Annotated in this window: 25 protein-coding genes; 13 read left to right on the plus strand and 12 right to left on the minus strand. The window is 69.5% G+C overall.

Features of this window, described 5'->3' with window-relative positions; all coding sequences use genetic code 11:
* Window positions 1-41 precede the first annotated feature (41 nt).
* Entirely contained in the window at window positions 42-422 is a 381-nt protein-coding gene (locus tag AB0F17_RS25125) for a hypothetical protein (RefSeq protein WP_358026946.1), read from the plus strand.
* A 75-nt stretch (window positions 423-497) separates the two neighbouring features.
* Here the strand turns inward: AB0F17_RS25125 and AB0F17_RS25130 are convergent, their stop codons facing one another.
* Window positions 498-1,205 carry a hypothetical protein gene (locus AB0F17_RS25130; RefSeq protein WP_358026949.1) on the minus strand — a complete coding sequence of 236 codons (708 nt, stop codon included), beginning with the start codon at window positions 1,203-1,205 and terminating at the stop codon, window positions 498-500.
* Between the two features lie 130 nt (window positions 1,206-1,335).
* Here AB0F17_RS25130 and AB0F17_RS25135 point away from each other — a divergent pair, with 130 nt between their 5' ends.
* A complete protein-coding gene (locus AB0F17_RS25135; protein WP_358026952.1) occupies window positions 1,336-1,809 on the plus strand; it encodes a hypothetical protein in 474 nt (157 codons plus the stop codon).
* A gap of 356 nt (window positions 1,810-2,165) precedes the next feature.
* The gene (locus AB0F17_RS25140) at window positions 2,166-2,477 is read left to right on the plus strand and encodes an XRE family transcriptional regulator (protein WP_358026955.1); all 312 of its coding nucleotides are present in this window, start codon (window positions 2,166-2,168) and stop codon (window positions 2,475-2,477) included.
* Between the two features lie 60 nt (window positions 2,478-2,537).
* Here the strand turns inward: AB0F17_RS25140 and AB0F17_RS25145 are convergent, their stop codons facing one another.
* Complete coding sequence (locus AB0F17_RS25145) at window positions 2,538-3,230, minus strand: TetR/AcrR family transcriptional regulator (protein ID WP_358026958.1); 693 nt, start codon at window positions 3,228-3,230, stop codon at window positions 2,538-2,540.
* Between the two features lie 126 nt (window positions 3,231-3,356).
* Here AB0F17_RS25145 and AB0F17_RS25150 point away from each other — a divergent pair, with 126 nt between their 5' ends.
* Window positions 3,357-3,989 carry a hypothetical protein gene (locus AB0F17_RS25150; protein WP_358026961.1) on the plus strand — a complete coding sequence of 211 codons (633 nt, stop codon included), beginning with the start codon at window positions 3,357-3,359 and terminating at the stop codon, window positions 3,987-3,989.
* Here the strand turns inward: AB0F17_RS25150 and AB0F17_RS25155 are convergent.
* Window positions 3,955-4,332: a glutaredoxin domain-containing protein gene (locus tag AB0F17_RS25155; protein ID WP_358026964.1), complete on the minus strand. Its 378-nt coding sequence runs from the start codon at window positions 4,330-4,332 to the stop codon at window positions 3,955-3,957. The two genes, AB0F17_RS25150 and AB0F17_RS25155, sit on opposite strands and share 35 nt — an antisense overlap.
* A 131-nt stretch (window positions 4,333-4,463) precedes the next feature.
* Here AB0F17_RS25155 and AB0F17_RS25160 point away from each other — a divergent pair, with 131 nt between their 5' ends.
* The gene (locus AB0F17_RS25160) at window positions 4,464-5,843 is read left to right on the plus strand and encodes an FAD-dependent oxidoreductase (protein WP_358026967.1); all 1,380 of its coding nucleotides are present in this window, start codon (window positions 4,464-4,466) and stop codon (window positions 5,841-5,843) included.
* A 189-nt stretch (window positions 5,844-6,032) separates the two neighbouring features.
* Here AB0F17_RS25160 and AB0F17_RS25165 read toward each other — a convergent pair whose 3' ends face one another.
* Window positions 6,033-6,635, minus strand: coding sequence for a cadmium resistance transporter (locus AB0F17_RS25165; protein ID WP_358026970.1), 603 nt, complete (start codon window positions 6,633-6,635; stop codon window positions 6,033-6,035).
* A gap of 269 nt (window positions 6,636-6,904) precedes the next feature.
* Between AB0F17_RS25165 and AB0F17_RS25170 the strand changes: the two genes are divergently transcribed.
* A complete protein-coding gene (locus AB0F17_RS25170; protein ID WP_358026972.1) occupies window positions 6,905-9,409 on the plus strand; it encodes an ATP-binding protein in 2,505 nt (834 codons plus the stop codon).
* A gap of 51 nt (window positions 9,410-9,460) precedes the next feature.
* Here AB0F17_RS25170 and AB0F17_RS25175 read toward each other — a convergent pair whose 3' ends face one another.
* Window positions 9,461-10,162: a TetR/AcrR family transcriptional regulator C-terminal domain-containing protein gene (locus AB0F17_RS25175; RefSeq protein ID WP_358026975.1), complete on the minus strand. Its 702-nt coding sequence runs from the start codon at window positions 10,160-10,162 to the stop codon at window positions 9,461-9,463.
* Between the two features lie 53 nt (window positions 10,163-10,215).
* Between AB0F17_RS25175 and AB0F17_RS25180 the strand changes: the two genes are divergently transcribed.
* The 6 genes from AB0F17_RS25180 to AB0F17_RS25205 all read left to right on the plus strand — a co-directional run bounded on the left by AB0F17_RS25180 (window position 10,216) and on the right by AB0F17_RS25205 (window position 14,680).
* Entirely contained in the window at window positions 10,216-10,896 is a 681-nt protein-coding gene (locus AB0F17_RS25180; protein WP_358026978.1) for a DUF998 domain-containing protein, read from the plus strand.
* Window positions 10,897-11,308: 412 nt separating this feature from the next.
* Window positions 11,309-11,722, plus strand: coding sequence for a helix-turn-helix transcriptional regulator (locus AB0F17_RS25185; RefSeq protein ID WP_219539641.1), 414 nt, complete (start codon window positions 11,309-11,311; stop codon window positions 11,720-11,722).
* Window positions 11,723-11,731: 9 nt separating this feature from the next.
* Window positions 11,732-12,541, plus strand: a complete 810-nt coding sequence (gene modA / locus AB0F17_RS25190) for a molybdate ABC transporter substrate-binding protein (RefSeq protein WP_358026980.1) — start codon at window positions 11,732-11,734, stop codon at window positions 12,539-12,541.
* A gap of 5 nt (window positions 12,542-12,546) precedes the next feature.
* On the plus strand, window positions 12,547-13,389 hold the full coding sequence (locus AB0F17_RS25195) for an ABC transporter permease (RefSeq protein ID WP_358026983.1): 843 nt from the start codon (window positions 12,547-12,549) through the stop codon (window positions 13,387-13,389).
* Complete coding sequence (locus tag AB0F17_RS25200; RefSeq protein ID WP_358026985.1) at window positions 13,386-14,423, plus strand: ABC transporter ATP-binding protein; 1,038 nt, start codon at window positions 13,386-13,388, stop codon at window positions 14,421-14,423. Before AB0F17_RS25195 ends, AB0F17_RS25200 begins: the two co-directional genes overlap by 4 nt.
* Window positions 14,420-14,680 (plus strand): hypothetical protein, encoded by a 261-nt coding sequence (locus AB0F17_RS25205; RefSeq protein ID WP_358026988.1) that lies wholly within the window; start codon window positions 14,420-14,422, stop codon window positions 14,678-14,680. Before AB0F17_RS25200 ends, AB0F17_RS25205 begins: the two co-directional genes overlap by 4 nt.
* Here the strand turns inward: AB0F17_RS25205 and AB0F17_RS25210 are convergent.
* From AB0F17_RS25210 to AB0F17_RS25235, 6 genes are all read right to left on the minus strand, one after another.
* Window positions 14,669-15,040, minus strand: coding sequence for a hypothetical protein (locus AB0F17_RS25210; RefSeq protein WP_358026991.1), 372 nt, complete (start codon window positions 15,038-15,040; stop codon window positions 14,669-14,671). The two genes, AB0F17_RS25205 and AB0F17_RS25210, sit on opposite strands and share 12 nt — an antisense overlap.
* Before the next feature lie 90 nt (window positions 15,041-15,130).
* Complete coding sequence (locus AB0F17_RS25215; RefSeq protein WP_358026993.1) at window positions 15,131-15,565, minus strand: hypothetical protein; 435 nt, start codon at window positions 15,563-15,565, stop codon at window positions 15,131-15,133.
* A gap of 143 nt (window positions 15,566-15,708) precedes the next feature.
* Window positions 15,709-16,677 (minus strand): sporulation protein, encoded by a 969-nt coding sequence (locus AB0F17_RS25220; protein ID WP_358026995.1) that lies wholly within the window; start codon window positions 16,675-16,677, stop codon window positions 15,709-15,711.
* 162 nt (window positions 16,678-16,839) lie between these two features.
* Window positions 16,840-17,670, minus strand: a complete 831-nt coding sequence (locus AB0F17_RS25225; RefSeq protein WP_358026998.1) for a hypothetical protein — start codon at window positions 17,668-17,670, stop codon at window positions 16,840-16,842.
* Window positions 17,667-18,167 carry a SigE family RNA polymerase sigma factor gene (locus AB0F17_RS25230; protein WP_358027001.1) on the minus strand — a complete coding sequence of 167 codons (501 nt, stop codon included), beginning with the start codon at window positions 18,165-18,167 and terminating at the stop codon, window positions 17,667-17,669. The genes AB0F17_RS25225 and AB0F17_RS25230 overlap by 4 nt, the downstream gene beginning before the upstream one ends.
* A gap of 92 nt (window positions 18,168-18,259) precedes the next feature.
* The gene (locus AB0F17_RS25235; protein WP_358027004.1) at window positions 18,260-18,973 is read right to left on the minus strand and encodes a TetR/AcrR family transcriptional regulator; all 714 of its coding nucleotides are present in this window, start codon (window positions 18,971-18,973) and stop codon (window positions 18,260-18,262) included.
* Window positions 18,974-19,061: 88 nt separating this feature from the next.
* On the opposite strand from AB0F17_RS25235, the gene AB0F17_RS25240 reads away from it, so the two are divergent.
* A complete protein-coding gene (locus AB0F17_RS25240; RefSeq protein ID WP_358027006.1) occupies window positions 19,062-20,501 on the plus strand; it encodes an MFS transporter in 1,440 nt (479 codons plus the stop codon).
* Here AB0F17_RS25240 and AB0F17_RS25245 read toward each other — a convergent pair.
* Complete coding sequence (locus AB0F17_RS25245) at window positions 20,463-21,737, minus strand: MFS transporter (RefSeq protein ID WP_358027009.1); 1,275 nt, start codon at window positions 21,735-21,737, stop codon at window positions 20,463-20,465. The genes AB0F17_RS25240 and AB0F17_RS25245 overlap by 39 nt on opposite strands.
* Between the last annotated feature and the right edge of the window lie 58 nt (window positions 21,738-21,795).

Consider the following 21,795-nt stretch of genomic DNA (forward strand, 5'->3'; position numbering starts at 1 on the left):
GTTAGCTGGTCTCACCAGCTACTCCAACGGAGGTGAACCGGATGCTCAGAAACCAGCCGCGTCGAGACCTGCACTGGCTCAAGCGACAGGGGCGCAAGGACAGGCGGATCACCGTCTCCGTAGTGACCGGAGTGCTCGCCTTCTGGTACCGGCAGCTCTCCCCCGACCTCTCGCCGGCTGACCCGATGCCCGCCTCGGGACCGCTGCTGGCCATCTCCCTCGGCCTGGTGACCGCGTCGGGGGCGGCCTGGCTGGTGTCGGCGTACTTCCTGGCCATCACGGCTCGGCCGCAGCGGGAGGCGGTCGAGGTGCTGCGGCGGGTGTCGCGGATCTCGCGGGCCAAGGAGTGGGCGTTCTGCTCGCTCAGCGCTTACGTGGCCTGGCATCTGCTGCAGTTCGTCACCGCACTGCTGGTGCGGTAGGCGCTGTCCGTGGGGCCGCGCGGTGGTCTTGGGCCGTGCGGTGGTCTTGGGCCGTGCGGTGTGGGTCGGTGGGCGTCAGCGCGGCTCGGGGGCGCGCGCCGGCGCCCACCTCAGCGGGACCCGCTCCAGCGTGTCGAGCCGCACACCTGTCCCGGTGCGGACGGCTTGGACGATCTCGGCCGCGGCGAGCTCCGCGACGCCGATCTGCAGGTCGGCCCGCTCGTCGCACCACGCGACGATCGCCTCGGCCGTCGTCACGGGCACGGGCTCGGCGAAGTGGACGAGGCTGACGTACCAGCGATCACGCACCCGGCCACGTTCGAAGTCGCGCAGCCCGCGAGCGGCCAGCCCGTGCGCGAACCGTTTCTGGAGGGTGACCAGCGTGTCGTCGGCCGGATGGCCACAGGCGAGCACCCCGCCCGCATGGGGACTCACTCCCCGCAGCACCACCCGGACCGGCGGCAGCCCCGCGGCCGCCTCCCGCAAAGCGTCCGCGTAGGCCCGCCGGAGCGGATCGTCCTCCGGGATGACGGCCCGGTAAGGCTCCAGGGAGCGCAGCGTGACGTGCAGGCAGTCCGCGCCGTGCGCCCAGTGGCCGGGCCCGGCGACCGCGCCCGCCTGCTGGGCCAGCTCCACCAGCCGGTCGAGCACCGTACCGGCGGGCCGCAGGATCGTGGTGGCTCCCCAGCGAGCGGCTCCCTCCACCATCGGCCGGTCGTGGGTGGCGCGGCCCGACAGGAGGGCGTCACGTCCGGCGGCGAAGAAGGCGGTGAAGTCGGACATTTGGGCAGTATGCCAGGACCATCGTTGGTATCCAGTGATCTCATGGATGTACGGGCATGGTGTGAGAAGTGGCTTGGCTCGGTCCCGGTCCGTGAGTTGTTCCGTACCGGTCATCTGTCTGTGGTGCTGGGTGTCGAGCTGGCGGATGGCCGGGCTGTGGTGCTCAAGCGGCGGCCTGCCGCGGATCGTGCGGCTGGCGCCCTCCCCCGATGCCATCTCCTCTGTCGCGCCCGCGCCGCCGTGGGTCGGCTGGGCGCACGGCTCGGCGGGCGTCTGGCCCTGGCCGGACGACATGGACGTCGATCTCAACAGCCGTCCCGGTCCTGCCTGGCTGGACGACCTCGGGCGCCGAGTCCGCGACCGTCTGCTGGCCGTACGGCATGCGCCGGTGATCGGCCACGGGGACTGGGAGTCGCAGAACCTCCGCTGGCAGGGCCATCAACTGCACGCCGTACACGACTGGGACAGCGTGGTGTGCCTGCCCGAGCCCGCCATCGCGGGAGCTGCGGCGGCCGTGTTCACGGAGACGGGCGGACCGTTGGAGGCCGCGACGATCGACGAGACGGACCGGTTTCTGGCGGTCTACGCGGGCGCGGCCGGTTAGGGGGCGGAGGAGCACGAGATCGCCTGGGCGGCGGGGCTTTGGGTGCGGGCGTTCAACGCCAAGAAGGCCTCGCTGGCGGCCGACGGGGCGCGGGTCCTCGACCGGCTGGCGCACGAAGCCCAGCTCCGGCTACGGCGCGCGGGCGCCTGACCTGTCATGACGCCGTCGACAAAAACAACACAAGCATTGTACAATATTATCGTTGTAAGAGGTGAGCCACGCCGGCGACCTGGACCATCAACGTGCACAAAGACGTGCGCGTGCGGCTGGTACGCAAGAGCAATACCGCAAGCTGAAGACCGGTATCGGGAGCACGTGAAAGCCATGGAAAACGGCGCCGAAGAAGGGGGGATCCAATGAGCGTTGACTGGAACGACCTGCGCAGCGAGTTGATCGGCCCTGAAGACGAAGCTGAGGTCGCGCGCCGCGGTGACCGGATGCTGGCCGAAGAGCGGGCCCACCGTCTCGCGGAGGCTCGCAAGCGTCGCCACCTCACCCAGCGGGAACTGGCTGGAGTTATGGGAATTAGCCAAGCACGTGTTAGCGCAATCGAACGAGGGCAGATCGACCGAACCGAACTAAGCACGCTCGCCGCGTATGTCGCTGCCCTTGGCGGCAAACTAGAAATAGTCGCCGACTTCGGTGACGAGAAGCTCATACTCGGCTAGAAGCTGCCATCTTGCGGCATCACGTTCCTCGACGACTCATCCCGGGGACGAATACACGCCTCAGCCGGCGGGCAGGGGCCGAGCGGCGAGCTGGGCTTCGAGGCCGTCGAGGATGGTCTCCAGGCCGAGCTCGAAGCTCTGGTCAGGGGGTCCGGCGGGGTCGGCGTCCTCCCATGCTTCGAGGCGGGCGCGGAGCCGCGGGAAGCGCATCGCGATCTCGCTCGCCTGGGCCATGGCGGCCCCTACCTGCTCCTCCTCGTTGCCGCCGTTACGGCGTAGCCGGGCTCGCCAGGTGGCCTCGGCCACCTCGCTGAGGGCTGTGCCGAGGATGTACGTGAGGACTGTTTTGCTGGCGTTGTCCGCGTGCACGCCGACGAACCCGGCCGTTTCGAAGACGGCGAGGCAGTGGTCGTCACGGCGTGCCTTGCCGGGGCCGTACATGAGATTGGTGCTCATGGCCGTCACGAGCCACGGGTGTCTGGTGATCATCGCGCGGGTGCCGTGGGCCATCGCCGTGGCCGCCGTGCGCCAGCCGACCTCGCCGGGGTCGGGGAGTTCGACCTCGGCCCACACCTCGTCGCCGGCGAGTACGACGAGATCGTCCTTGCTCTTGACGTGCCAGTAGACGGCCGTCGCGGCGGAGCCGAGCCGGGTGCCGAGGCGCCGCATGCTCAGACCCTCCACGCCTTCGGTGTCCAGGATCTCGATGGCGGCCCGGACGATCTGCTCACGGGTCAGGGTGTCGCGCGGCATGTTCCCAGGATAGGGCATGTCTTGCACAGTGTTCGAGTGCGACTTGCACAGTGTTCAAGTGATGTCCTACGCTACTTGCACAGTGTTCAAGTCGCTTGTTGGCGGCACCCGAATCGGAGGTACGCCATGATCAATCCGGCTTCTGTGCGGGAGAAGCGTCGGCCGCGCGGTGTCGTCTTCGCGGCGACGCTGCAACTGCTGACCGCCGTGCCCTTCCTGGGCGGATCCGTCATCGTCTTCTTCTACGGGGCCGGTGCTCAGGCGGCGGCCGAGGCCGAGGTCGTACGGCAGGGTCTTCCCGCTGCCGTCCTGGCCGAGCACGGCATCAGCTTCGGGGCGAACCTCGCGGAGATACCGCTCGCCCTGGGGATCGCCCTGGTCCTGACGACCCTGGCGCTGCTCAACCTGAAGGGGAGCCGGATCGGGCGGACCCTGTCCTGGATCTTGCAGCCGATCCTCTTCGTCGCCGGTTGCCTCATCGTGCCCAGCCAGGTGTTCACCGCTCAGGTCCTCGAATCCTCCGTCAAGAACTCCGGCGACCCGGTGCTGGCGCGTATCGATGTGCGGGCCATGGTCGACGCGGCCGTGCACGTCATGCCCGGCTGGCTCCTTCCCGTGAACATCGGGAAGCTCGCCCTGACGACCCTGGGTTCGCTGCTCGTCGTCATCCTGCTGGCAGTCCCGTCGGCGAAGGCCTATTTCCGCGGGAAGAAGCCTCGGTTCGTCAGCCCCTGGCCAGGTGCGGGGCGTGCATCTTGATCGCTTCCAGCACCTGAGCCTTCGACGGGTTCACCATCGCCTTTCCGGCCACGGTCACGGTCGGCACGGTCTCGTTCCCGTCCGCGACCGAGCGGACGAACGCCGCCGCCTCGGGGTCTTGGCGGATGTTCACCTCGGCGTAGCGGAGCGGGGTGAAGCGCAGGCGCATGCGGAGCCGCATGCAGTACTTGCAGCCGGGCCTCCAGTAGATGACCATGCCCGTGCGGTCCGCCTGCCCGTGGGACGTCGCCCGGTCTCGGCGGGGCAGGTTCGCGACGATCATCCACGCCAGGTAGAGGACGACAAAGAGGATCGCGATCACGGAGAACACGCCGGAGGACATGGGGGAAGTATCCCAAGGCCGGTCGACGCGGGCGATGGCGCCCATGGGGAGGTCGGTGTTCCGGCGGGCGATGACAGCGGCGGCCCTGATGCTGACAGAGATCTGGCAGTACGGGGTGACACGGTCGCATCATGACCGAGAAGACGAACGTCCTCATTGTCGGCGGCGGACCCACCGGGCTCACCCTCGCCGTGGATCTGGCCAGGCGCGGCGTCGACTGCCGCATCGTGGAGCAGGCGCCGGAGCCCTCCGGCGGCTCCAAGGGCAAGGGGCTGCAGCCGCGTACGCAGGAGGTTTTCGATGATCTGGGAGTGATCGACCGGGTTCTGGCGGCCACGACGCTCTACCCGCCGCTGCGGGTCAGAATCGGCAGGGTGCCGGTGTACCAGGGCCGGATGCACAAGCTCACCGCCCCCACGGACGCGGTGCCGTACCCGATGGTGATGATGCACCCGCAGTGGCGCACCGAGGCGGTGCTGCGTGAGCGGCTGGCCGAGCTGGGCGGCAAGGTGGAGCAGGGCGCCACGCTGACCGGGTTCGAGCAGGATGCGGGCGGGGTGACGGCCCGGATGGGCACCGAGGTGACCCTGCGGGCGGACTATCTGGTCGCGGCGGACGGCGGCAAGAGCCTCGTACGCAAGGCGCTCGGCATCGGTTTCACCGGGGAGACCCGCGACGAGGAGCGGATGGTCCTCGGCGACGTGCGGGTCGAGGGGCTCGGCCGGGATCACATCCATGTCTGGTTCCGGCCCGGGAAGGGGATGGTGGCGCTGTACCCGATGGCCGGCACCGACACCTTCCAACTGCTCGCGCCGCTGAAGCCGGGCGTCGTTCCGGACCTGACGCTGCCGGGTTTCCAGCGGCTCTTCGCCGAACGGTCGATGCTGCGCGGGGTTCGGATCACCGAGCTGCGGTGGTCGTCCCTTTACCGGGTGAACATCCGCCTGGCCGACAGCTACCGGACCGGCCGGGTCTTTCTCGCCGGGGATGCCGTCCACGTGCATTCGCCCGCGGGTGGGCAGGGACTCAACACCGGCGTACAGGACGCCTACAACCTGGGCTGGAAGCTCGCCCGAGTGCTCGCCGGCGCACCGGAGGCGCTGCTCGACACGTACGAGGAGGAACGCCGGCCGGTCGCCGCCCGCGTGCTCGGCCTCAGCACCGACCTGCACGACAAGAAGTCCTACAAGCGCGACGAGGAGACTCATCAACTGCTGGTGAGCTATCGGGGCGGCTCGCTGGCCCGGCGGGGCGGGGATCGGGTGCCGGACGGCCGGGTGCGGCTGGCCGGCGGCAGCGAGGCGCGGATGTTCGACCTGCTGCGGGGGACACATTTCACGCTGCTGTCGCCTGATCCCGCGCCGCGCGTGGTGAACGGGCCGGAGGTGCGGGTGTACGAGCCGGCCGAGCCGTATGGCGACGAGCGCCATACGCTGGTCAGGCCGGATGGGTATGTGGGGATCTCGACCTCGTCGGCGGAAGAGCTCGCTGAGTATCTGGCCATGGTGTAGGCGTCCCGCGAGCGCTTCGCCGTGTCGATCTCACGGTGTACGAACGGCCGTCTCGGCGAGCAGGCCGGTGCCGGCGTCGCGACGCGCGCCCGTCGGGAGCGCGAAGATGGTGACCAGCACAATCCGGGCGAGGGCTGGGTGTCCCTCCCCCACCTGATCCAGGAGCTAGACGACTTAGGACTTACTCGTCTAGAGACCGAAGGCGCCGCCTTGGATGAGGATGAGCAGGCCGAGCGCGATCAGGACGATGGGCAGGAGGAGGTGGCCCCATCGGCTGAGGGCCTTGGCGATGACGGGCCGGGTGGCGAAGAACCTGCCCGCCAGGCACCAGACGGCCACCAGGACGAGGAAGACGACCGCGTAGACGCTCATCCCGCCGAAACCGGCTGTGGCGAGGACGGGGACGTAGACGCCGATGTTGTCGCCGCCGTTGGCGAAGGTGACCGCGGCGACCTCCAACGCCCTGGGGCCGCCTGTCTCGGTCTGCTCGTTGCCGGTGTTCTCGCCGTTGTTGTGGCTGCGCCATGCCTGCCAGGCGGCCTTGAGGCCCAGGGCCAGGGGCAGCAGGCCGAGGTAGGGGATGACGGGCTCGGGCAGGAAGGTGGCGCCGAAGGCGGCCGCGGTGGCGACGGCGAGGATGGCGGTGAACCCGAGGTACTGCCCCAGGATGATCCGCGAGGTGGCGCCGCGGTGCCCGGCCCCTTGGGCGAAGAACAGCGCGAGGATCACGATGTCGTCGATGTTGGTGACGGCGAACAGGCCGCCGGCCTGCCCGATGATGCCCACGTTCACGAGGGGGTGAGGTTCCTCTCCATCTCCGCGAATTCGTCCGCTCAACCTAGCGAAATACCTTCTATCAGACGCCTGATCCGAGCATGCCGCTGGGGTGTCAACGCCGAAATAGCAAAACATTCCCCCTGAAATGCAATGGTCTAAACCGGCCGTGTCTCCGTTCGCCGGAAGCTTTGCTTTTCTTCGAAAAACAGGTGGCTACGATAAATAATCTGGGCTTTTAGGTCGGTCCGGTGTCATGCCTCTGTTGTGGCAACTGGGGGAAGAGGATGGCGAGGAACGAAACCTGGGTCGCCGATGCTCCGGACCAGCGGCTGCGTAAGCTCGCGCTCGCCTCCGTCGGCCTCGGCGAGACCGAAGTGCTGAAGTACGCGTTGGACCAGGCGGTCGCCGAACTGCGCGGGCTGAGTGGGATGGTGCACTGGTCCGGAGCGCTGGTCGGCAACGAGAAGCCGCGTCTGGTGGCGACTTCCGGGATGCCTGCCGCCCAGCTGAAGGCGTGGGGCGAGATTCAGGACGCCATCGTCCGGGCGTTGCGCGACGGGGCGCCCGCGTGCACGTCCGTCACCCTGGTCGCCGAGCGCGAGAGCGCTGAGGAGACGGTCGCGACCATCCCGCCCATCGCGACCCTGACGACCGTGCCGCTTCGCGTACGCGTACGCGAAGCGGCGATCGGCGTGCTGTCCGTACTCGCCTGCGGGGCCGCGAAGCCAACCGGCCGCCAGCGGGCGTTCCTGCGGTCGTTGGCCCGTTGGCTGACCCGGCGACTGGCCGTGTCCAGCACCGGCTCAGACAACTGGTGCCCGTGGGAGGGGGATTTCTCCGCCGGCTCCCATCTCCGGGAGGCTCTGAAGGCGACCAGGATCGGATCCTGGGACTGGAACATCCTCACCGGCGAGTTGCACTGGGACGAGGCCGCCCTGACCATCATGGGGATCGATGCGGAAACCGGCCCCCACACGATTGACTACTGGGTCAACCTCGTCCACCCAGATGACCATCCCCGGGTGATGGCCACCACCGAGGAGGCCATCCGTACCAGGAAGCTGTACGAGGTCGAGTACCGTGCCCGCCGTCCGGACGGCACCACGGGCTGGGTACAGGCACGCGGCCGGTTGGTGCTGGATGAGAGCGGCGAGCCGGTCCGCATGATCGGCACGGTCTGGGACACCACGGAGAGCCATATCGCCCGTGAATCGGTCAGTCGCGCGCTGCGCTACATGAGCGATGCCTTCCTTGCGATGGATCGCGACTGGCGGCTCACCTTCGTCAACCTCGATGCCGAACGCCTCCTGAAGGTCATCGACCCCTACGGTCAGGTGCTGTGGGACCTGCCGACAGGGAAGTTGCCGGACCTACAGGCGGAGTGCCACCGGGCCGCCGCCGAGCGGGAGCCCGCCACTCTCGACATGCAGTGGCCGACCGACGGTCGCTGGTACCACGTGCGGCTGTTGCCGGTGCCCGACGGCCTGACCCTCTATCTCACCGACATCACCGACAAGCGTCTGAGGGAGGTCGAACGCGAGGCCGCCGAGCGGGCCACCGCCGAGCGGGCCGCCTGGATCCAGGAGCTGACCCGAGCCCTCGGTGACGCCGTGACCGCCTTTGACCTCGTGCGGGTCGTCGTCGAGCGGGTGCTTCCGTCGTTCGGCGCGGCAGGACTGCTCATGCTGACCATCGACCGCGGCCACCTGCACGTGGCCGGAGCCTTCAACTACGCCGCGGACGTCCTTGACCGGCTGGAGGACCAGGCGCTGATGGAGTCGTCCGCCCTCTTCGACGCCCTGCGATCGCGTGCCCCGGTCTTCCTCATCTCCAGGGCCGAGCACCATCAGCGCTATCCGGACTTCGCCCGCTGGATGGCCGACCACAGTGTCGACAACTCGGGGATGGACGCCTGGGCGATCCTGCCGCTGCTCGTGCCCGGCCAGTTCCGGGGGTGCTGCGTGATCTCCTACGACCACCCCCACCGCTTCCCCGGCGATGAGCGTACGCTGCTCACAGCGCTCAGCGGGCTGATATCCCAGGCCCTGGCACGAGCCCGCCTCTACGACAGGGAACGCGCCCGCGTCCAGGAGTTGCAACGCCTGCAGGCGGGGCTGCGAGAGTCCCTCGATCGGCAGCGGCGCTTCACCACCGACGCCTCCCACGAGCTGCGCACCCCGGTGGCCGGGCTGCGGGCCCAACTGGAGGAGGCGCAACTCCATCCTGGGGAGACCGACCTCAGCGACCTGCTCGAACGCGCCCTGAGCGACGTGGATCGGCTGCAGGCCATCACCACCGACCTCCTCCTCCTGGCCAGGCTGGGGGCCGACCAGGACGTGACGCTGGAAAGCGTGGACCTGACACGGCTGATCGAGACGGAAATGCCGCTCCACGCGCACGATCCGCACCCCGTGCGGCTCCGGCTCGAACCCGGTGTGGTGGTCGACGCCATCCCCGGGCAGATCGGCCGGGTACTGACCAACCTGCTCGACAACGCGCAGCGTCACGCGGCGCGCCGCATCGACGTCGGATTGCGCCGCAGTGGCGACAACGCCGAGCTCACCATCACCGACGACGGCCCGGGAGTCCCGGCGTCCGAACGCGAGAACATCTTCCAGCGTTTCACCCGGCTCGACACCGCCCGCAGCCGCGGCGCGGGAGGCACCGGTCTCGGCCTGGCCATCGCCCGCGAGATCGCCCACGCCCACCACGGGACTCTGCACGTGGAAACCCCGCCCACCCACGGCGCGCGCTTCATCCTCCGCCTGCCGCTCGCCCATCAGGGATGAGGCGACCGCCACAAACCGGGCAACAAGGTCCCCGTCGAGTTTCTGGCCGCCTCAGCCGAGGCGGGCGGCGATGCCGTCGAGGACGTGTTCCAGCCCGGTCTCGAACTGCCATTGCAGGTCATCCTTGCGAGCGCCTTCATGGACATAGCGTTGGAACGCCGGATAGCGGCCCGTGTTCAACAGCCAGGTCATCTGTCCAGAAAGCCCCGCCCGGGTCTCGTCGCCGCTGGTCCAGCCTCGGTCGTCCATCAGTTGCCGTAGACCGATCTCGGCGCTGGTGGCACCGTGCACGTAGGCGGCGACCGTGCGGAAAACGCTCATTTCCGTGTCAACGTCGAGGTTCAGGCTGTGCAGCGCGGCGAGCGCTCGCTCCGTGAGGTCCATCCGGTTGGGCGTCAGCTCGTACACCATCTGCGAAGTGGAGAGCCGGGTGAGCCAAGGGTGCTTCAGCACCAGGGCGCGAATGCCCATGGCCAGTGCACGCAGGGTCTCCCGCCAGTCGGCACCGTCCGGGACATTCACCTCGCCGTAGACGAGGTCGACCATCAGCTCCAGGACATCGTCCTTGCCCGACACGTGACGGTAGGCGGACATCGGAGCGACGCCCAACTCGGTGGCCAGGCGTCGCATCGTGATGGCGTCGAGCCCCTCGGCGTCGGCGATGGCCACCGCCGCCGCCGCGATCCGCTGGGCGGACAGGGCCTGCCGTGCCGCGGTGGAGGTCTCTTCGAGCCGCTCCCACAGGGATGTCATGCCGCTTCCTCTCAAGTGCGTACAACGTATTTTAACCTGTGTACGATGTACGCATGGGCATACCTCGTACACACATCCTGCTGGCGCTGGGTGCGGCCGGTCCGGTCACCTTCATCACGGCCTACCTCGTCAACGGGGCGACACAGCCCGGCTACAGCTCCTGGCACGACACCATCAGCGCGCTCAGCCTGGCCCCCCATGGCTGGCTCCAGATCGCCAACTTCGTGCTCTACGGAGTGCTCACGCTGTGCTTCGCCGAAGGACTCAGACGTTCAGGCACCATCAACAGGCGGGGATACGCACTCCTCGTCACCGCCGGACTGAGCCTCATCCTCATCGGCCCGTTCCGAACGGATCCGATCCTCGGCTTCCCGGCCGGCGAGCCTGCCGTCATCACCCCGGGCGGCACCGTGCACAATCTCGCCGCCCTGGTGGTGTTCCTGGCCTTTTCGGCCGCCGCATTCGCCACAGCGCACCGCCCGCTCCGCGGTTGGTCCGCCTTCTCGATCGCCAGCGGCGCCTTGTCCCTCGTCGCGGTCGCAGCGTTCTTCGCGACTGTCGCGGCGGCTCAGGGCCACGACGGCGGAGACTCTCCGGCCGGCTTCTTCGAGCGGCTGCCGACACTCTTCATCGGACTCTGGCAGGTCGCGTTCGCGGTCCGGGTCCTGACCGGGCGAGCGATTCACCGCGCACAGCGAACAGCCGCGCCCGAAGGTGCGTCGCAGGCGGCATGAGGTCGCGAGCAACGTGTTCCACCTTGCTTGCAGGCGGCCCAGGCCTCATCGGCGCGCTGACCCCTGTCGTCGGCGCGACCATCGACGCCAACCTCGCCCCGATCGTCGGGTGGGTGCCAGGGATAGGAATCGGTGCCGGTTTCGAGTCCATCTTGTCCCGCTCCGCCCAGGCGGCCCGGCGAAGCGTGCTAGGAAGGCGTCCGAGCGCAGCGAGGCCCTTCAGGGGCGGGCAGCCCGCCTGGGAGAGCGTCCGGAGCGTAGCGGAGGGCCTTTTTTGGACGGGCTGGTATCAGACGAATCGGGTGACGGGCTGGGGTCTCGTGGATGCCATGACAAAACTGTTGATCGTATCGCTCTTGCGGCGAAAGACCGGTCTTCAGCCTGGAATGTGCGAAGGGTATGGTGATTGCTTGTGACGACGTTCCGGATCAGCGAGGCCGCCGCGTTGCTCGGGGTCAGCTCCGACACCGTGCGCCGGTGGGTGGACGCGGGACGGCTGGCGGCCGGGCGGGACGAGCACGGTCATCGGCGCCTGGACGGCGCGGATCTGGCCGCCTTCGCCCGTGCGCAGATCGAGGCGGCCAGCGATGGTGGCCGGTCCTCGGCGCGTAACCGCTTTCGCGGGATCGTGACCGAGGTGATCCGGGATGCGGTGATGGCGCAGGTGGAGATCGCGGCGGGACCGTACCGAGTGGTGTCGCTGATGAGCCGTCAGGCCGCTGATGAGCTGGGTTTGGAGCCGGGGGTGGTGGCGGTCGCCGTGATCAAGTCCACCAACGTCGTCGTCGAGATTCCCGGCCACGAACGCGTGGCCGGCAGCCAGTAAGGAGCCACATTGGTGTTCAGGCGTCTTTCCCGGTGGGCGATCGCCGTGCCCGTCGCGCTCGCGCTGGCGGGCCTGGCCGGTTGCGGCTCCGGCGAACCGGCCACGTCCGGCACCTCCGCCTCGGCTTCGGCGTCTGCCGGTGGCGGGGCCAAGGAGGTGACGGTGTTCGCCGCCGCGTCTCTGACCGGTACGTTCACCGAGCTCGGCAAGACCTTCGAGGCCGCCCACCCGGGCACCACGGTGAAGTTCAACTTCGGCTCCAGCGCCACGCTGGCCCAGCAGATCACCCAGGGGGCTCCGGCCGACGTGTTCGCCGCGGCCAGTCCGGCCACCATGAAGACGGTGACCGACGCCTCTCTGGCGAGCGCGCCGACCACGTTCGTCCGCAACAAGCTGCAGATCGCCGTACCCGCCGACAACCCGGCCAAGGTGGACGACCTGAAAGACCTGACCGACCCCAAGGTGAAGGTCGCCCTGTGCGCCGAGCAGGTGCCGTGCGGCGCGGCGGCGGTCAAGGCGCTGGACGCGGCCGGGCTGAAGGTCAAGCCGGTCACTCTGGAGCAGGACGTCAAGGCCACCCTGACCAAGGTCGAGCTCGGAGAGGTGGACGCCGCGCTGGTCTACAAGACCGACGTGCTCGCCTCGGCGGGCAAGGTGAAGGGCATCGAGTTCCCCGAGGCGGACAAGGCGATCAACGACTACCCGATCGCCACTCTGACCAAGGCGCCCGCGGGTGACCTGGCCAAGCAGTTCGTCGACCTGGTGCTGTCGCCGCAGGGCAAGGACGTGCTGACCAAGGCCGGGTTCGAGGCTCCCTGACGGAGATGATCCCTTCAGCGCCGCACCGCTCCCGCCGCGAACAGCTGCGCGGCGGGGCAGCCGCGGTGTCCGGTCGGCTGCCCTGGGTGCTGGTGGTGCCGGCCGTGCTCGGGCTGGCCTTCCTGGTGTTGCCGCTGGCCGGGTTGCTGATACGGGCGCCCTGGCCGACCCTGCTGGAACGGCTGGCCGAGCCGCAGGTGCTGCAGGCGCTGCGGCTGTCGCTGGTGACCGCCACCATCGCGACGGCCGTGTGCCTGCTGCTCGGGGTGCCGCTGGCCTGGCTGCTGGCCCGGGTGTCCTTCCCCGGCCGGCGCCTGGTGCGGGCCCTGGTCACCGTGCCCTTGGTGCTGCCGCCGGTGGTCGGCGGGGTGGCGCTGCTGCTCGTACTGGGCCGGCGGGGGCTGATCGGGCAATGGCTGGAGGCGACGTTCGGGCTCACGCTGCCCTTCACCACCGCCGGGGTCGTCGTCGCCGAGGCGTTCGTGGCGATGCCGTTCCTGGTGATCAGCGTCGAAGGCGCGCTACGTGCCGCCGACCAGCGCTTCGAGGAGGCGGCCGCGACGCTCGGGGCCTCGCGCTGGATCGTGTTCCGGCGCGTCACGCTGCCGCTCATCGCCCCGGGCGTCGTGGCCGGGGCGGTGCTGTGCTGGGCGCGGGCGCTGGGTGAGTTCGGCGCGACCATCACCTTCGCCGGCAACTTCCCCGGGACTACGCAGACCATGCCCCTGGCCGTCTACCTGGCGCTGGAGACCGAGCCGGAGGCCGCCATCGTGCTCAGTCTCGTCCTGCTCGCCGTCTCGGTGATCATCCTGTCGAGCCTGCGCGACCGGTGGGTGAACTCCCCATGACCGACGGCCTGCGTGCCCGGCTGGTCGTCACCCGGCCCGCGTTCGCTCTGAACATCACCCTGGAGGCCGCCCCCGGCGAAGTGGTCGCGCTGCTCGGCCCGAACGGCGCGGGCAAGACCACCGCCCTGCGCGCCCTGGCCGGGCTCACTCCCCTGTCCGATGGGCAGATCACCCTCGACGGCCTCCCACTGCACGCCCAGGCCGCCGAGGAGCGGCCCATCGGCATGGTCTTCCAGGACTACCTGCTCTTCCCGCACCTGACGGCACTGGACAACGTCGCCTTCGGGCCGCGCTGCCACGGCGCCTCCAAGGCCGAGGCCCGCCGTACCGCCGCCGCCCTGCTGGAACGCGTCGGCCTGGCCGATCGCGCCGCGGCCAAGCCCCGGCAGTTGTCCGGCGGCCAGGCCCAGCGCGTCGCCCTGGCCCGCGCGCTGGCCGTACACCCGCGCCTGCTGCTGCTCGACGAGCCGCTCGCGGCGCTCGACGCGCACACCCGGCTGGAGATCCGCTCGCAGTTGCGCCGCCACCTGGCCGACTTCGACGGCGCCACCGTTCTGGTCACCCATGACCCGCTCGACGCCATGGTGCTCGCCGACCGGCTCATCGTGATCGAGAACGGCGCCATCGTCCAGCAGGGCGGCCCCGCCGAAGTGGCCCGCCAGCCCCGTACCGACTATGTGGCCCGGCTGGTCGGGCTCAACCTCTACCAGGGCCTGGCCGACGGCCATCGGGTCAAGGTAGGCGAGCTACTGCTCAGCACCACCGAACACCTCCAAGGCCCCGTGTTCGTGGCCTTCCCGCCCGCCGCCGTCGCCCTCTACCGCACCCGGCCCGACGGCAGCCCGCGCAACCTGTGGCACGCCACGATCGACGGCATCGAGCGGCACGGCGACAACGTACGCGTCCACCTCGGCGGCCCCATCACCGCCTTCGCCGACATCACCCCGGCCGCCCTCGCCGACCTCGACCTCACCCCCGGCCAGCGGATCTGGGCGTCGGTGAAGGCCACCGAGACGCACGCCTATCCGGCATGAGCGCGCACCCGCCGGACGACTGCCACGACGGCAACGCCATCTGCCTCGGCGGCCCGTGCCACGGCCTGCTCACCCACATCGACCAGGACATCGGCGTCTTGACGGTTCCCGTCCCGCGACGCTCGCCCGACGAGCCCGAGACCCGCGCCCGCTACCGCGTCACCCGCGAGCGGGTGCGCTACTGCGGCCAGGCGGAGGCCTACATCGCGCTGCATTGGGTCGATCCACCCTGCTCTTGCCGGCATTCATCCCCATAACCGGTCGTCGGCGCACAACCTGATCTCCGCGATCTGACTGATGTGCCTGCCCCCGCAGCGATCTCCCGGCACCACCAGGTGCGGGCCCTGATCGTCGAGATTCCGGCAGTCCATGGTGACGGCGAGCAGCGCCGGGGTGTTGCCGAACTCCGGATCGATCTCACCCCACGACAGCACCGCGCGATGGCCGTCCCGCCCCAGTACCGAGATCAGGAAGCGCAGCCGGTCCTTGCGCTCCGCCGGGTCGAACAGCGGCTCGGCCGACCGGAGCACGTCGATGAGCAGCGCCCCGCTGAAGTGGTGGCGCCGCAGCCCGGAGGTGCGGCATTCGAAGCTCACCGTCGTCTCCCGCTGCGGCATCGACCGTAGCGTGGCCACACTCAGCCAGGTCGGCGCGCGGGGAAATGAAGGTCCGGGATGTTGATCTGCTGACCGGTGAGTACGCCCTGTTCAAACCGCGCTGGGGCGCCTTGCTCTGATCGTCACCACCGCCATGATCAGCACGGAAGCCGCGAACAGCGCCACCGATCCGGCCACCAGCGGGTTGACGAAGCCGGGCACCAGGTCAGGGCCGCATGTGGTGTCGCGCAGCGGCCACATGTCCTGTGACCCGTTCGCGGGACCGCGGTAGCCGTAGCTGTACAGGTCCGGCCGGACCAGCCCGCACCGGTCGTCCGGGTCCGTCCAGGCCCCGAAGGTCGTCGACTTCAGCCCGTATCCGTAGGAGGCGATCGCCGCACACAGCGTCGCTGCGGGCAGCGACCATCCCGCCCGCCGCCGGCTTCGGGCGCGCAGCGCGAGAGCCGGGAGCACGAGAGCCGCCAGTGCCGGCACCGGCCAGGCCAGCATCAGCAGGAGCAGCGCGATGAAGAGGACGGAGTTCACGATTTCCATCAGAGTGCGACTCTACGGGCCGGATCCGGGACCCGGCCCATCAGGTGATCATGGCCCCTGGCAGAGGCCGCCCGCTGACCAGGCGGCGAAGCCTGGTCAGCGGGCCGTCCCCCTGGACAGCGGCGTCTGACTCGTTACCAGTCGCCGCCTTCGTCCTCGTCGCTTTCGAAGATCTCTTCGACGACCTCGGCCGCGACGAACCCGCCGACCACGCCCGCGGCTCCGGCCGCCGCCACCGTTCCCCAGCCGGGGCCGTCGCTGTGATGGTGATGGTGTGAATCGTGGTGACCGTAGCCGCCGTGTTCGGCGCCATGGCCGCCGAGCAACCCGGCGTGGCCGTATTGGGTCAGTCCGGCCAGCCAGCGGTTGAGCTCGCCGGCCCAGTCGGTACGAAGCGCGTCATCGTGGCTGACGTTGAAGCGGCCGATGGCGTCGCCGGAGTAACGGCCGGCACGCTTGTCGGCCTCCAGGATGACTTCTAGACCCGCCGGGCCGGCCACGAAGGTGACCTCGACCTCGCCCAGGACTCCGGCGTGCTGGGCGGGCGGGTAGAACTCGATCTCCTGGTAGAACGGCAGGTCCTGGTGCACGCCGTACAGCCGGCCGGCCTCCAGATCGGCGGACTTGAAGTGGAAACCGAGCTGCAGGAACGCCTGGAGGATGCGGAGCTGGGAGGGCAGGGGTTCGACCGCGATCATGTCCAGGTCGCCTTTGTCGATGGCCTTGGCGATGGCCAGTTCGGTGCGTACGCCCAGCGCCATGCCGGTCAGCTGCCGGCCGTCGATCTCGCTGATCGGCGTCTCCCACGGCACCGGGATCTGGAAGTCGAGGCTGCGGTTCTCGCCTTGACGCAGCGTGAACGGGCCCGAGACCTGGGCGCGGGAGAACTCGCCCAGGCCGCCATGCTCGCCGTCGCCGTGCTCGATCTCCACCCGGGCCACGAGGCCGAGGGTGATGTGTTCGATCTCGGCGTCGAAGTCGCCGCCCTTGAGTCGTACCTCGCCGGCCAGCATGCCGCCCGGCTGGATCCGCGAGGTGGAAAGGACGGTGTCCACCGAGGGCGCGCCCACGCCGAAGGCACCCAGCATCCGCTTGAAGACCACGCTGTCGTCTCCCTGTTGTCGAGATTGGTTGTGTCAGCCGCCCGCCTTAACGATCAGCGCGAGGGCCGGGTTCCAGGGGTGAGTAAAGCGGGTCTTCCGATGGCGACGCAGGGGATCGACGCTTGGTGGTGAGATGCGGCGAGTGTGACGCTTTCTCGGGCCCTACCGAGCCGCCGGGGACTCGGCTCCTGCCGAAGGTTCGCCGGTCGGTACGGACTCGGCTCCGGCGGGTCGGTCGTAGACCCCTACGGCCCAGCTGCCTGGCCGTTCACCGACCTCGGCCGACAGCCGTTCGCGCACCTCGGGGTGCCGCAGGATCCTGGAAACGGTGTCCTTGTCGCACCCCTCCGACTTCGGGGTCGGCTTGCATTCCTTGACGGTTTTCGCCACCTCCCAGATGGGGGCGTCCGCCGGAAAAACCCAAATTTGCAGGGACTGCGGATGCTTCAGCCAGTCGGTGGGCGCCGAAAGCTCGTCGTGATGCCCGCCCGATGAATCCTTGCACTGTCCGATCGCACCACCCAGTTCGCCGCCCTTGAGCTTTTCCGCTGTGACCACCCACGCCTGCGGATCGTCGCAGACCACCTTGTACCCGGTGTAGAAACTGGTCGGGGTGAAGGTCACCGTTCGGCCGACGCCCATCGTCTCGAACCGCTGGGAGGACATGAGGGGGAGATCGAATTTCTTCGCTCCCAGCACCACGGGAAAGCTTGTGGGGAGCTTCGGCCCGGGATCGACCTGAGCCGAGTCCGCAGCACGCTGGGCGGCCGACGTGTTGTCCGCCCGGGGTGGTCCGGCCAGCAGGCCGTTCACCAGTCCGACGGCCGTGACGGCGACGGCCATGGCCGACCCGGCCGTCAGCGCCCGCCGAGTACGGCGTATGCGACGGCCCCGCCGTACGATCGCGTCGACATGAGCAGGCGGTTCGCCACCGGCACGGTCCTGGCCGTACTCGGTCAGGAACTGCCGCAGGTCGCTCTCGGTGTGCCTCATCGCTGGACCCTCTCCAAGTTCATGCTCTGAATGTCCGGATCGACCCGAAGACGGGTGAGGGCTCGGCTGAGCTGGCTCTTCACCGCCCCCAGTGAGCACCCGACGATGTCGGCGACCTGGGTGAGCGTCCGTCCCTCGAAGTAGTGCAGAACGACCACCGCGCGCTGGCGTGCGGAAAGTGTGCCGATGGCGCTCCACATCGCGGCCTGGTCGGCCACCTCGGCGGCCGGGTCGCGTGGATCGGCCGTCTCAGGGATGCTCTCGGCCGGCACTTCCCCGTGCCAACGCCTGCGCCACCACGACGCGTGGGTGTTCACGATGATCCGATAGACGTAGGGGTCGGGGTTACCCTCGATCCGCCGCCAGGCGATCCATGCCTTCGCCAGCGCGGTCTGCACCAGATCCTCGGCCGTGCCCCAGTCCCGGGCGAGGAGGTATGCCATCCGGCACAGCCGTAAGTGCCGCTGTGCCACATACTCGGCGAACCCGTCGTCCATCGATCATCTCCGTCTCGTTGTCTCCGGCGATGACTACCGCTTGGGAGGCGCATACGGATGACAGACGTCGCGTACCAAAGATGAACGCGCTTTCAGCTGAGGGAGGTGAGGCCCAGGGACCGGACCAGTTCGGTGATCTCGGCGCGGTAGATCTTGGCCGGGTTGCGGGTCTGTCCGCTCAGATGACCGTAGATCTCCAGGGAGAGCAGGCCGTGCAGGCGGCCCCACATGCGCAGCGCCTCGGCGATCGCGGCGGGCGGCAGGCCGGGGAACTCCGCACGGACCTTCGTGACCAGGGCTTCGTCGAAGTCGGTCCATTCGTAGGCGTCCGTGGGACGGATCCGTTCGGTCTGCGGCCAGGCACCGGCGACGAGGCCCGTCAGTCCCATGCAGGTGCGGTGTTCGGCCTCGGGCGCGGCACCGCCTTCGGGGACCTGGTAGCCGGGCACCGGGTCGCCGTAGATCAGCCGGAAGCCCTGCGGGTTGGCCAGCGCCCACTCGCGGAAGGCCAGCGCCCAGGCCAGGATCCGGCCGGCGGGATCATCCCGGGGTACGGTGTCGCGCCCCGCCTCCAGCGCGTCGACCAGCGAGGTGTGCACGTCCCGGATCAGCGTGGTGATCAGGTCGTCGCGGGTCGGGAAGTAGCCGTAGATGGCGCCCGCGGTCATGCCCATCTCGCGCGCGATGGCGCGTAGCGAGATCGCGTCGGGGCCGCCCTCGGCCATGAGCTTCAACGCGATCGCGCGGATCTCGGCAATGGTCTCGGCCCGCAGCCGGGCGCGCCGGCTCAGCATCTGATCGCCCACGCTTGACAGCCTACAGCGTTCAGTGGCTAATCTTCGTGCAGTAACTACACGGCGTTCAGTTTATAGACGGCACACTGGAGGATTAGCTATGAATCTGGGTTTATCCCGAGGCACCACCGTGCTCACCGGAACCGGCCGGATGCTGGCGCTCTTGGCGTTCGCCCAGTTCACCGTCGCGGTCGACTACAACATCGTCTATGTCGCGCTGCCCGACATCGGGCAGGCCGTCGGTTTCTCCGCCCAGTCGCTGCAGTGGGTCGTCAGCGCGTACGCGGTCGCGTTCGGCGGGTTCCTGCTGTTCGGCGGGCGGCTCGTCGACCGGGTGGGAGGACGGCGGGTGTTCGTCCTCGGCTCGGTGATCTTCGGGTTGGCGTGCCTGGCCGGCGGGTTCGCCACGGAGCCGGGCGTACTCGTCGCCGCGCGGGCGGTGCAAGGCTTCGGCGGTGCGCTGCTGTCCCCCGCCACCCTGATGCTGATCAACACCCGCTTCGAGGAGGGCCCGGCGCGAACCCGCGCTCTGGCCGTCTGGGGCGCGGCCGGCAGCGGCGGGCTGGCGGCCGGCGCGCTGTCAGGCGGCCTGCTCACCCAGGCATGGGGCTGGGAGTGGGTGCTGTTCGTCCTGGTGCCGCTGGCGTTGGCCGCCGCCGCGCTCGCCCCGGTCGTCCTTCCGCCGGACGAGCGGCGCGCGGTGACGCGCGGCGGGTTCGACGTGCCCGGCGCGGTCCTGGCCACGCTCGGATCGGCGCTGCTGGTGCTCGGACTGGTCAGCGGCCCGGAGGCGGGATGGGTCTCGGTGCGCGGTCTGGGTTCGGTGGCGGCCGGTCTGCTGCTGCTGGCGGCATTCGCCCTGGTCGAGGGGAGAACGAAGGACGCGCTGGTGCCGCTGCGGCTGTTCGCCGACCGCGGGCTGGTGACGGCGATCGGCGTGATTCTGGTCTTCCAGAGCGCGTTGGGTGGCGCGTACTACCTGTTCACCACCTATCTGCAGGGGGTGCTCGGGTACGAGGCGCTGGAGGCCGGGCTCGCCTTCGTTCCGCTGACGGTCATCTCCATGGGCGCGTCGCTGCGGCTGGCCGGTGCGCTGCTCGTCCGCTGGGGCCCCCGCGTGACGCTTTTCGCCGGGATGGCGGTGAACGGCACGGGCATGGTCGCGCTGGCGGTGGCCATGTCGACCGGAGCCTCCTACTGGACGCTGCTGCCGGGCGTGGTGGTCTGGGGCGTCGGCGGAGGTGTGACCTTCCCGGCGATGTTCGTGTGCGCCGCCTCGGGCGTACACTCCAGCGAGGCGGGCATCGCGTCCGCCGTGGCCACCACCGCCCAGCAGGTCGGCGGCGCAGCGGGCCTGGCCGTCCTGGTGGCCGTCGCCACGGCGGGCCTCGGCGATCCATCCGCGGCGCAGGCGGTGGCGGACGGCCTGCGCACGGCGATGTGGATCGGCGGCACCGCCTCCGTTCTGGGCGGACTGCTGGCTTTTGTTCTCCCTCGGCCCTCACGGTCGCGCCGGGCGAGGGAGGGTCTTCTCGGGTGACCGTGTCAGGACGCTGACCGCCGCGACCGGCACCAGCAGGAGGGTGAGGAGGCCCGAGACGACCAGGCCGGTGCCCGTGCCGGTCAGCTGGATGAGCGGGCCGCCGGCCGCGAGGCCCAGCGGGGCCGCGATCGTCGCCCCCGTCGTCCAGAGCGTCACCACCGGCTGCTGCTCGCCGGGCCGCAGGCCTGACTGCAGGAAGCTGTACGCGACGGGGGTGAACGGCGCCCAGACCAGACCGCCCAGCGCGAACACGATCATCGCGGCGGTCAGGTTGTCCACGGCGGCCAGGGCGATCGGGCAGAGCGCCCACAGGCCGATGATCGCGACGAGCAGCAGGCGCTGGGGGAGGCCGCGCATCAGGTTGACCAGAGCGGCACCCACGATCGCGCCGACGCCCAGGGTGCTCCAGAGCAGGCCGAGACCGGACGCGCCGCTGTGCAGGGTGCCCTGGACGTACAGGGGCAGTGCCACCTCGATCGGCATGTAGAAGAAGTTGAAGAAGAACACCACGACCAGCAGCCGGGCGGCCACGGGGCGGCGGCGCAGGATGCGCCAGCCCGACTCGTCCGGCCGCGCGTCCGTGGGCTCCTTCGGCTCCGCCCCCGTCCGCGGCACCCAGCGCAGTACGCAGGCCATCAGCAGCAGCGCGCCGCACGCGTCGACGAACAACACCGCGCCGGGCCCGTCGGCCGCCACCATGAGCCCGCCTGCCACGGGCCCCAGTACGTAGAGTGCGACATTGCTGTTCAGGCCCAGCAGTCCGTTGACGCCGTACCGTTCCGCCTCGTCCGCCATCGAGGTGACGAGCAGACGGCGGCTGCTCGCACCGGCCATCCGGAAGGCCGCGCCCAGCAGCAGCCCGGCGACCAGCAGGGGCAGGCTGAGCCGGTCGGTCACCGCGGCCATGCCCAGGCCGGTGAAGGTCAGCGCCCGCAGCGCGCAGTCGGCGATCAGCAGGGTACGGGGCGGTATCCGGACCCGGCCCAGGCCGATGCCGAGTGCCAGGACCGTGGACAGGATGAACGGGGCCGCCTCCACCATCCCGACGGCGATCGCCGGGGGTAGGTGCCCGTGGATGCGCAGGGTCTGCACGGGCATGGCCACGATGATCATGCCGGTGCCGATGTTGGCCAGCATGTCGCCGAGCAGCAGCCCGGCCACGCGCTTGTTGCGCAGCACGTCACGGTACGAGCGGTTCGCCGTCGCGGATGAAGCATCGGCCGACTTGGGCACGTGGTGGACTCCTCACTGGTGAAGTTCGCGCGTACGGCGCTGCCCCGTCAGCGACGCA

The organism is Nonomuraea sp. NPDC026600, from assembly GCF_040638335.1.
In the GTDB taxonomy this organism is placed as follows: Bacteria; Actinomycetota; Actinomycetes; order Streptosporangiales; family Streptosporangiaceae; genus Nonomuraea.

What these genes read in the sequence shown, in the direction of transcription:
- AB0F17_RS25125 (WP_358026946.1), top strand. Translation starts at nt 42, where the DNA reads ATGCTCAGAAACCAGCCGCGTCGAGACCTGCACTGGCTCAAGCGACAG.
- AB0F17_RS25130 (WP_358026949.1), bottom strand. Translation starts at nt 1,205, where the DNA reads ATGTCCGACTTCACCGCCTTCTTCGCCGCCGGACGTGACGCCCTCCTG.
- AB0F17_RS25140 (WP_358026955.1), top strand. Translation starts at nt 2,166, where the DNA reads ATGAGCGTTGACTGGAACGACCTGCGCAGCGAGTTGATCGGCCCTGAA.
- AB0F17_RS25145 (WP_358026958.1), bottom strand. Translation starts at nt 3,230, where the DNA reads ATGCCGCGCGACACCCTGACCCGTGAGCAGATCGTCCGGGCCGCCATC.
- AB0F17_RS25150 (WP_358026961.1), top strand. Translation starts at nt 3,357, where the DNA reads ATGATCAATCCGGCTTCTGTGCGGGAGAAGCGTCGGCCGCGCGGTGTC.
- AB0F17_RS25155 (WP_358026964.1), bottom strand. Translation starts at nt 4,332, where the DNA reads ATGTCCTCCGGCGTGTTCTCCGTGATCGCGATCCTCTTTGTCGTCCTC.
- AB0F17_RS25160 (WP_358026967.1), top strand. Translation starts at nt 4,464, where the DNA reads ATGACCGAGAAGACGAACGTCCTCATTGTCGGCGGCGGACCCACCGGG.
- AB0F17_RS25170 (WP_358026972.1), top strand. Translation starts at nt 6,905, where the DNA reads ATGGCGAGGAACGAAACCTGGGTCGCCGATGCTCCGGACCAGCGGCTG.
- AB0F17_RS25175 (WP_358026975.1), bottom strand. Translation starts at nt 10,162, where the DNA reads ATGACATCCCTGTGGGAGCGGCTCGAAGAGACCTCCACCGCGGCACGG.
- AB0F17_RS25180 (WP_358026978.1), top strand. Translation starts at nt 10,216, where the DNA reads ATGGGCATACCTCGTACACACATCCTGCTGGCGCTGGGTGCGGCCGGT.
- AB0F17_RS25195 (WP_358026983.1), top strand. Translation starts at nt 12,547, where the DNA reads ATGATCCCTTCAGCGCCGCACCGCTCCCGCCGCGAACAGCTGCGCGGC.
- AB0F17_RS25200 (WP_358026985.1), top strand. Translation starts at nt 13,386, where the DNA reads ATGACCGACGGCCTGCGTGCCCGGCTGGTCGTCACCCGGCCCGCGTTC.
- AB0F17_RS25205 (WP_358026988.1), top strand. Translation starts at nt 14,420, where the DNA reads ATGAGCGCGCACCCGCCGGACGACTGCCACGACGGCAACGCCATCTGC.
- AB0F17_RS25210 (WP_358026991.1), bottom strand. Translation starts at nt 15,040, where the DNA reads ATGCCGCAGCGGGAGACGACGGTGAGCTTCGAATGCCGCACCTCCGGG.
- AB0F17_RS25225 (WP_358026998.1), bottom strand. Translation starts at nt 17,670, where the DNA reads ATGAGGCACACCGAGAGCGACCTGCGGCAGTTCCTGACCGAGTACGGC.
- AB0F17_RS25230 (WP_358027001.1), bottom strand. Translation starts at nt 18,167, where the DNA reads ATGGACGACGGGTTCGCCGAGTATGTGGCACAGCGGCACTTACGGCTG.
- AB0F17_RS25240 (WP_358027006.1), top strand. Translation starts at nt 19,062, where the DNA reads ATGAATCTGGGTTTATCCCGAGGCACCACCGTGCTCACCGGAACCGGC.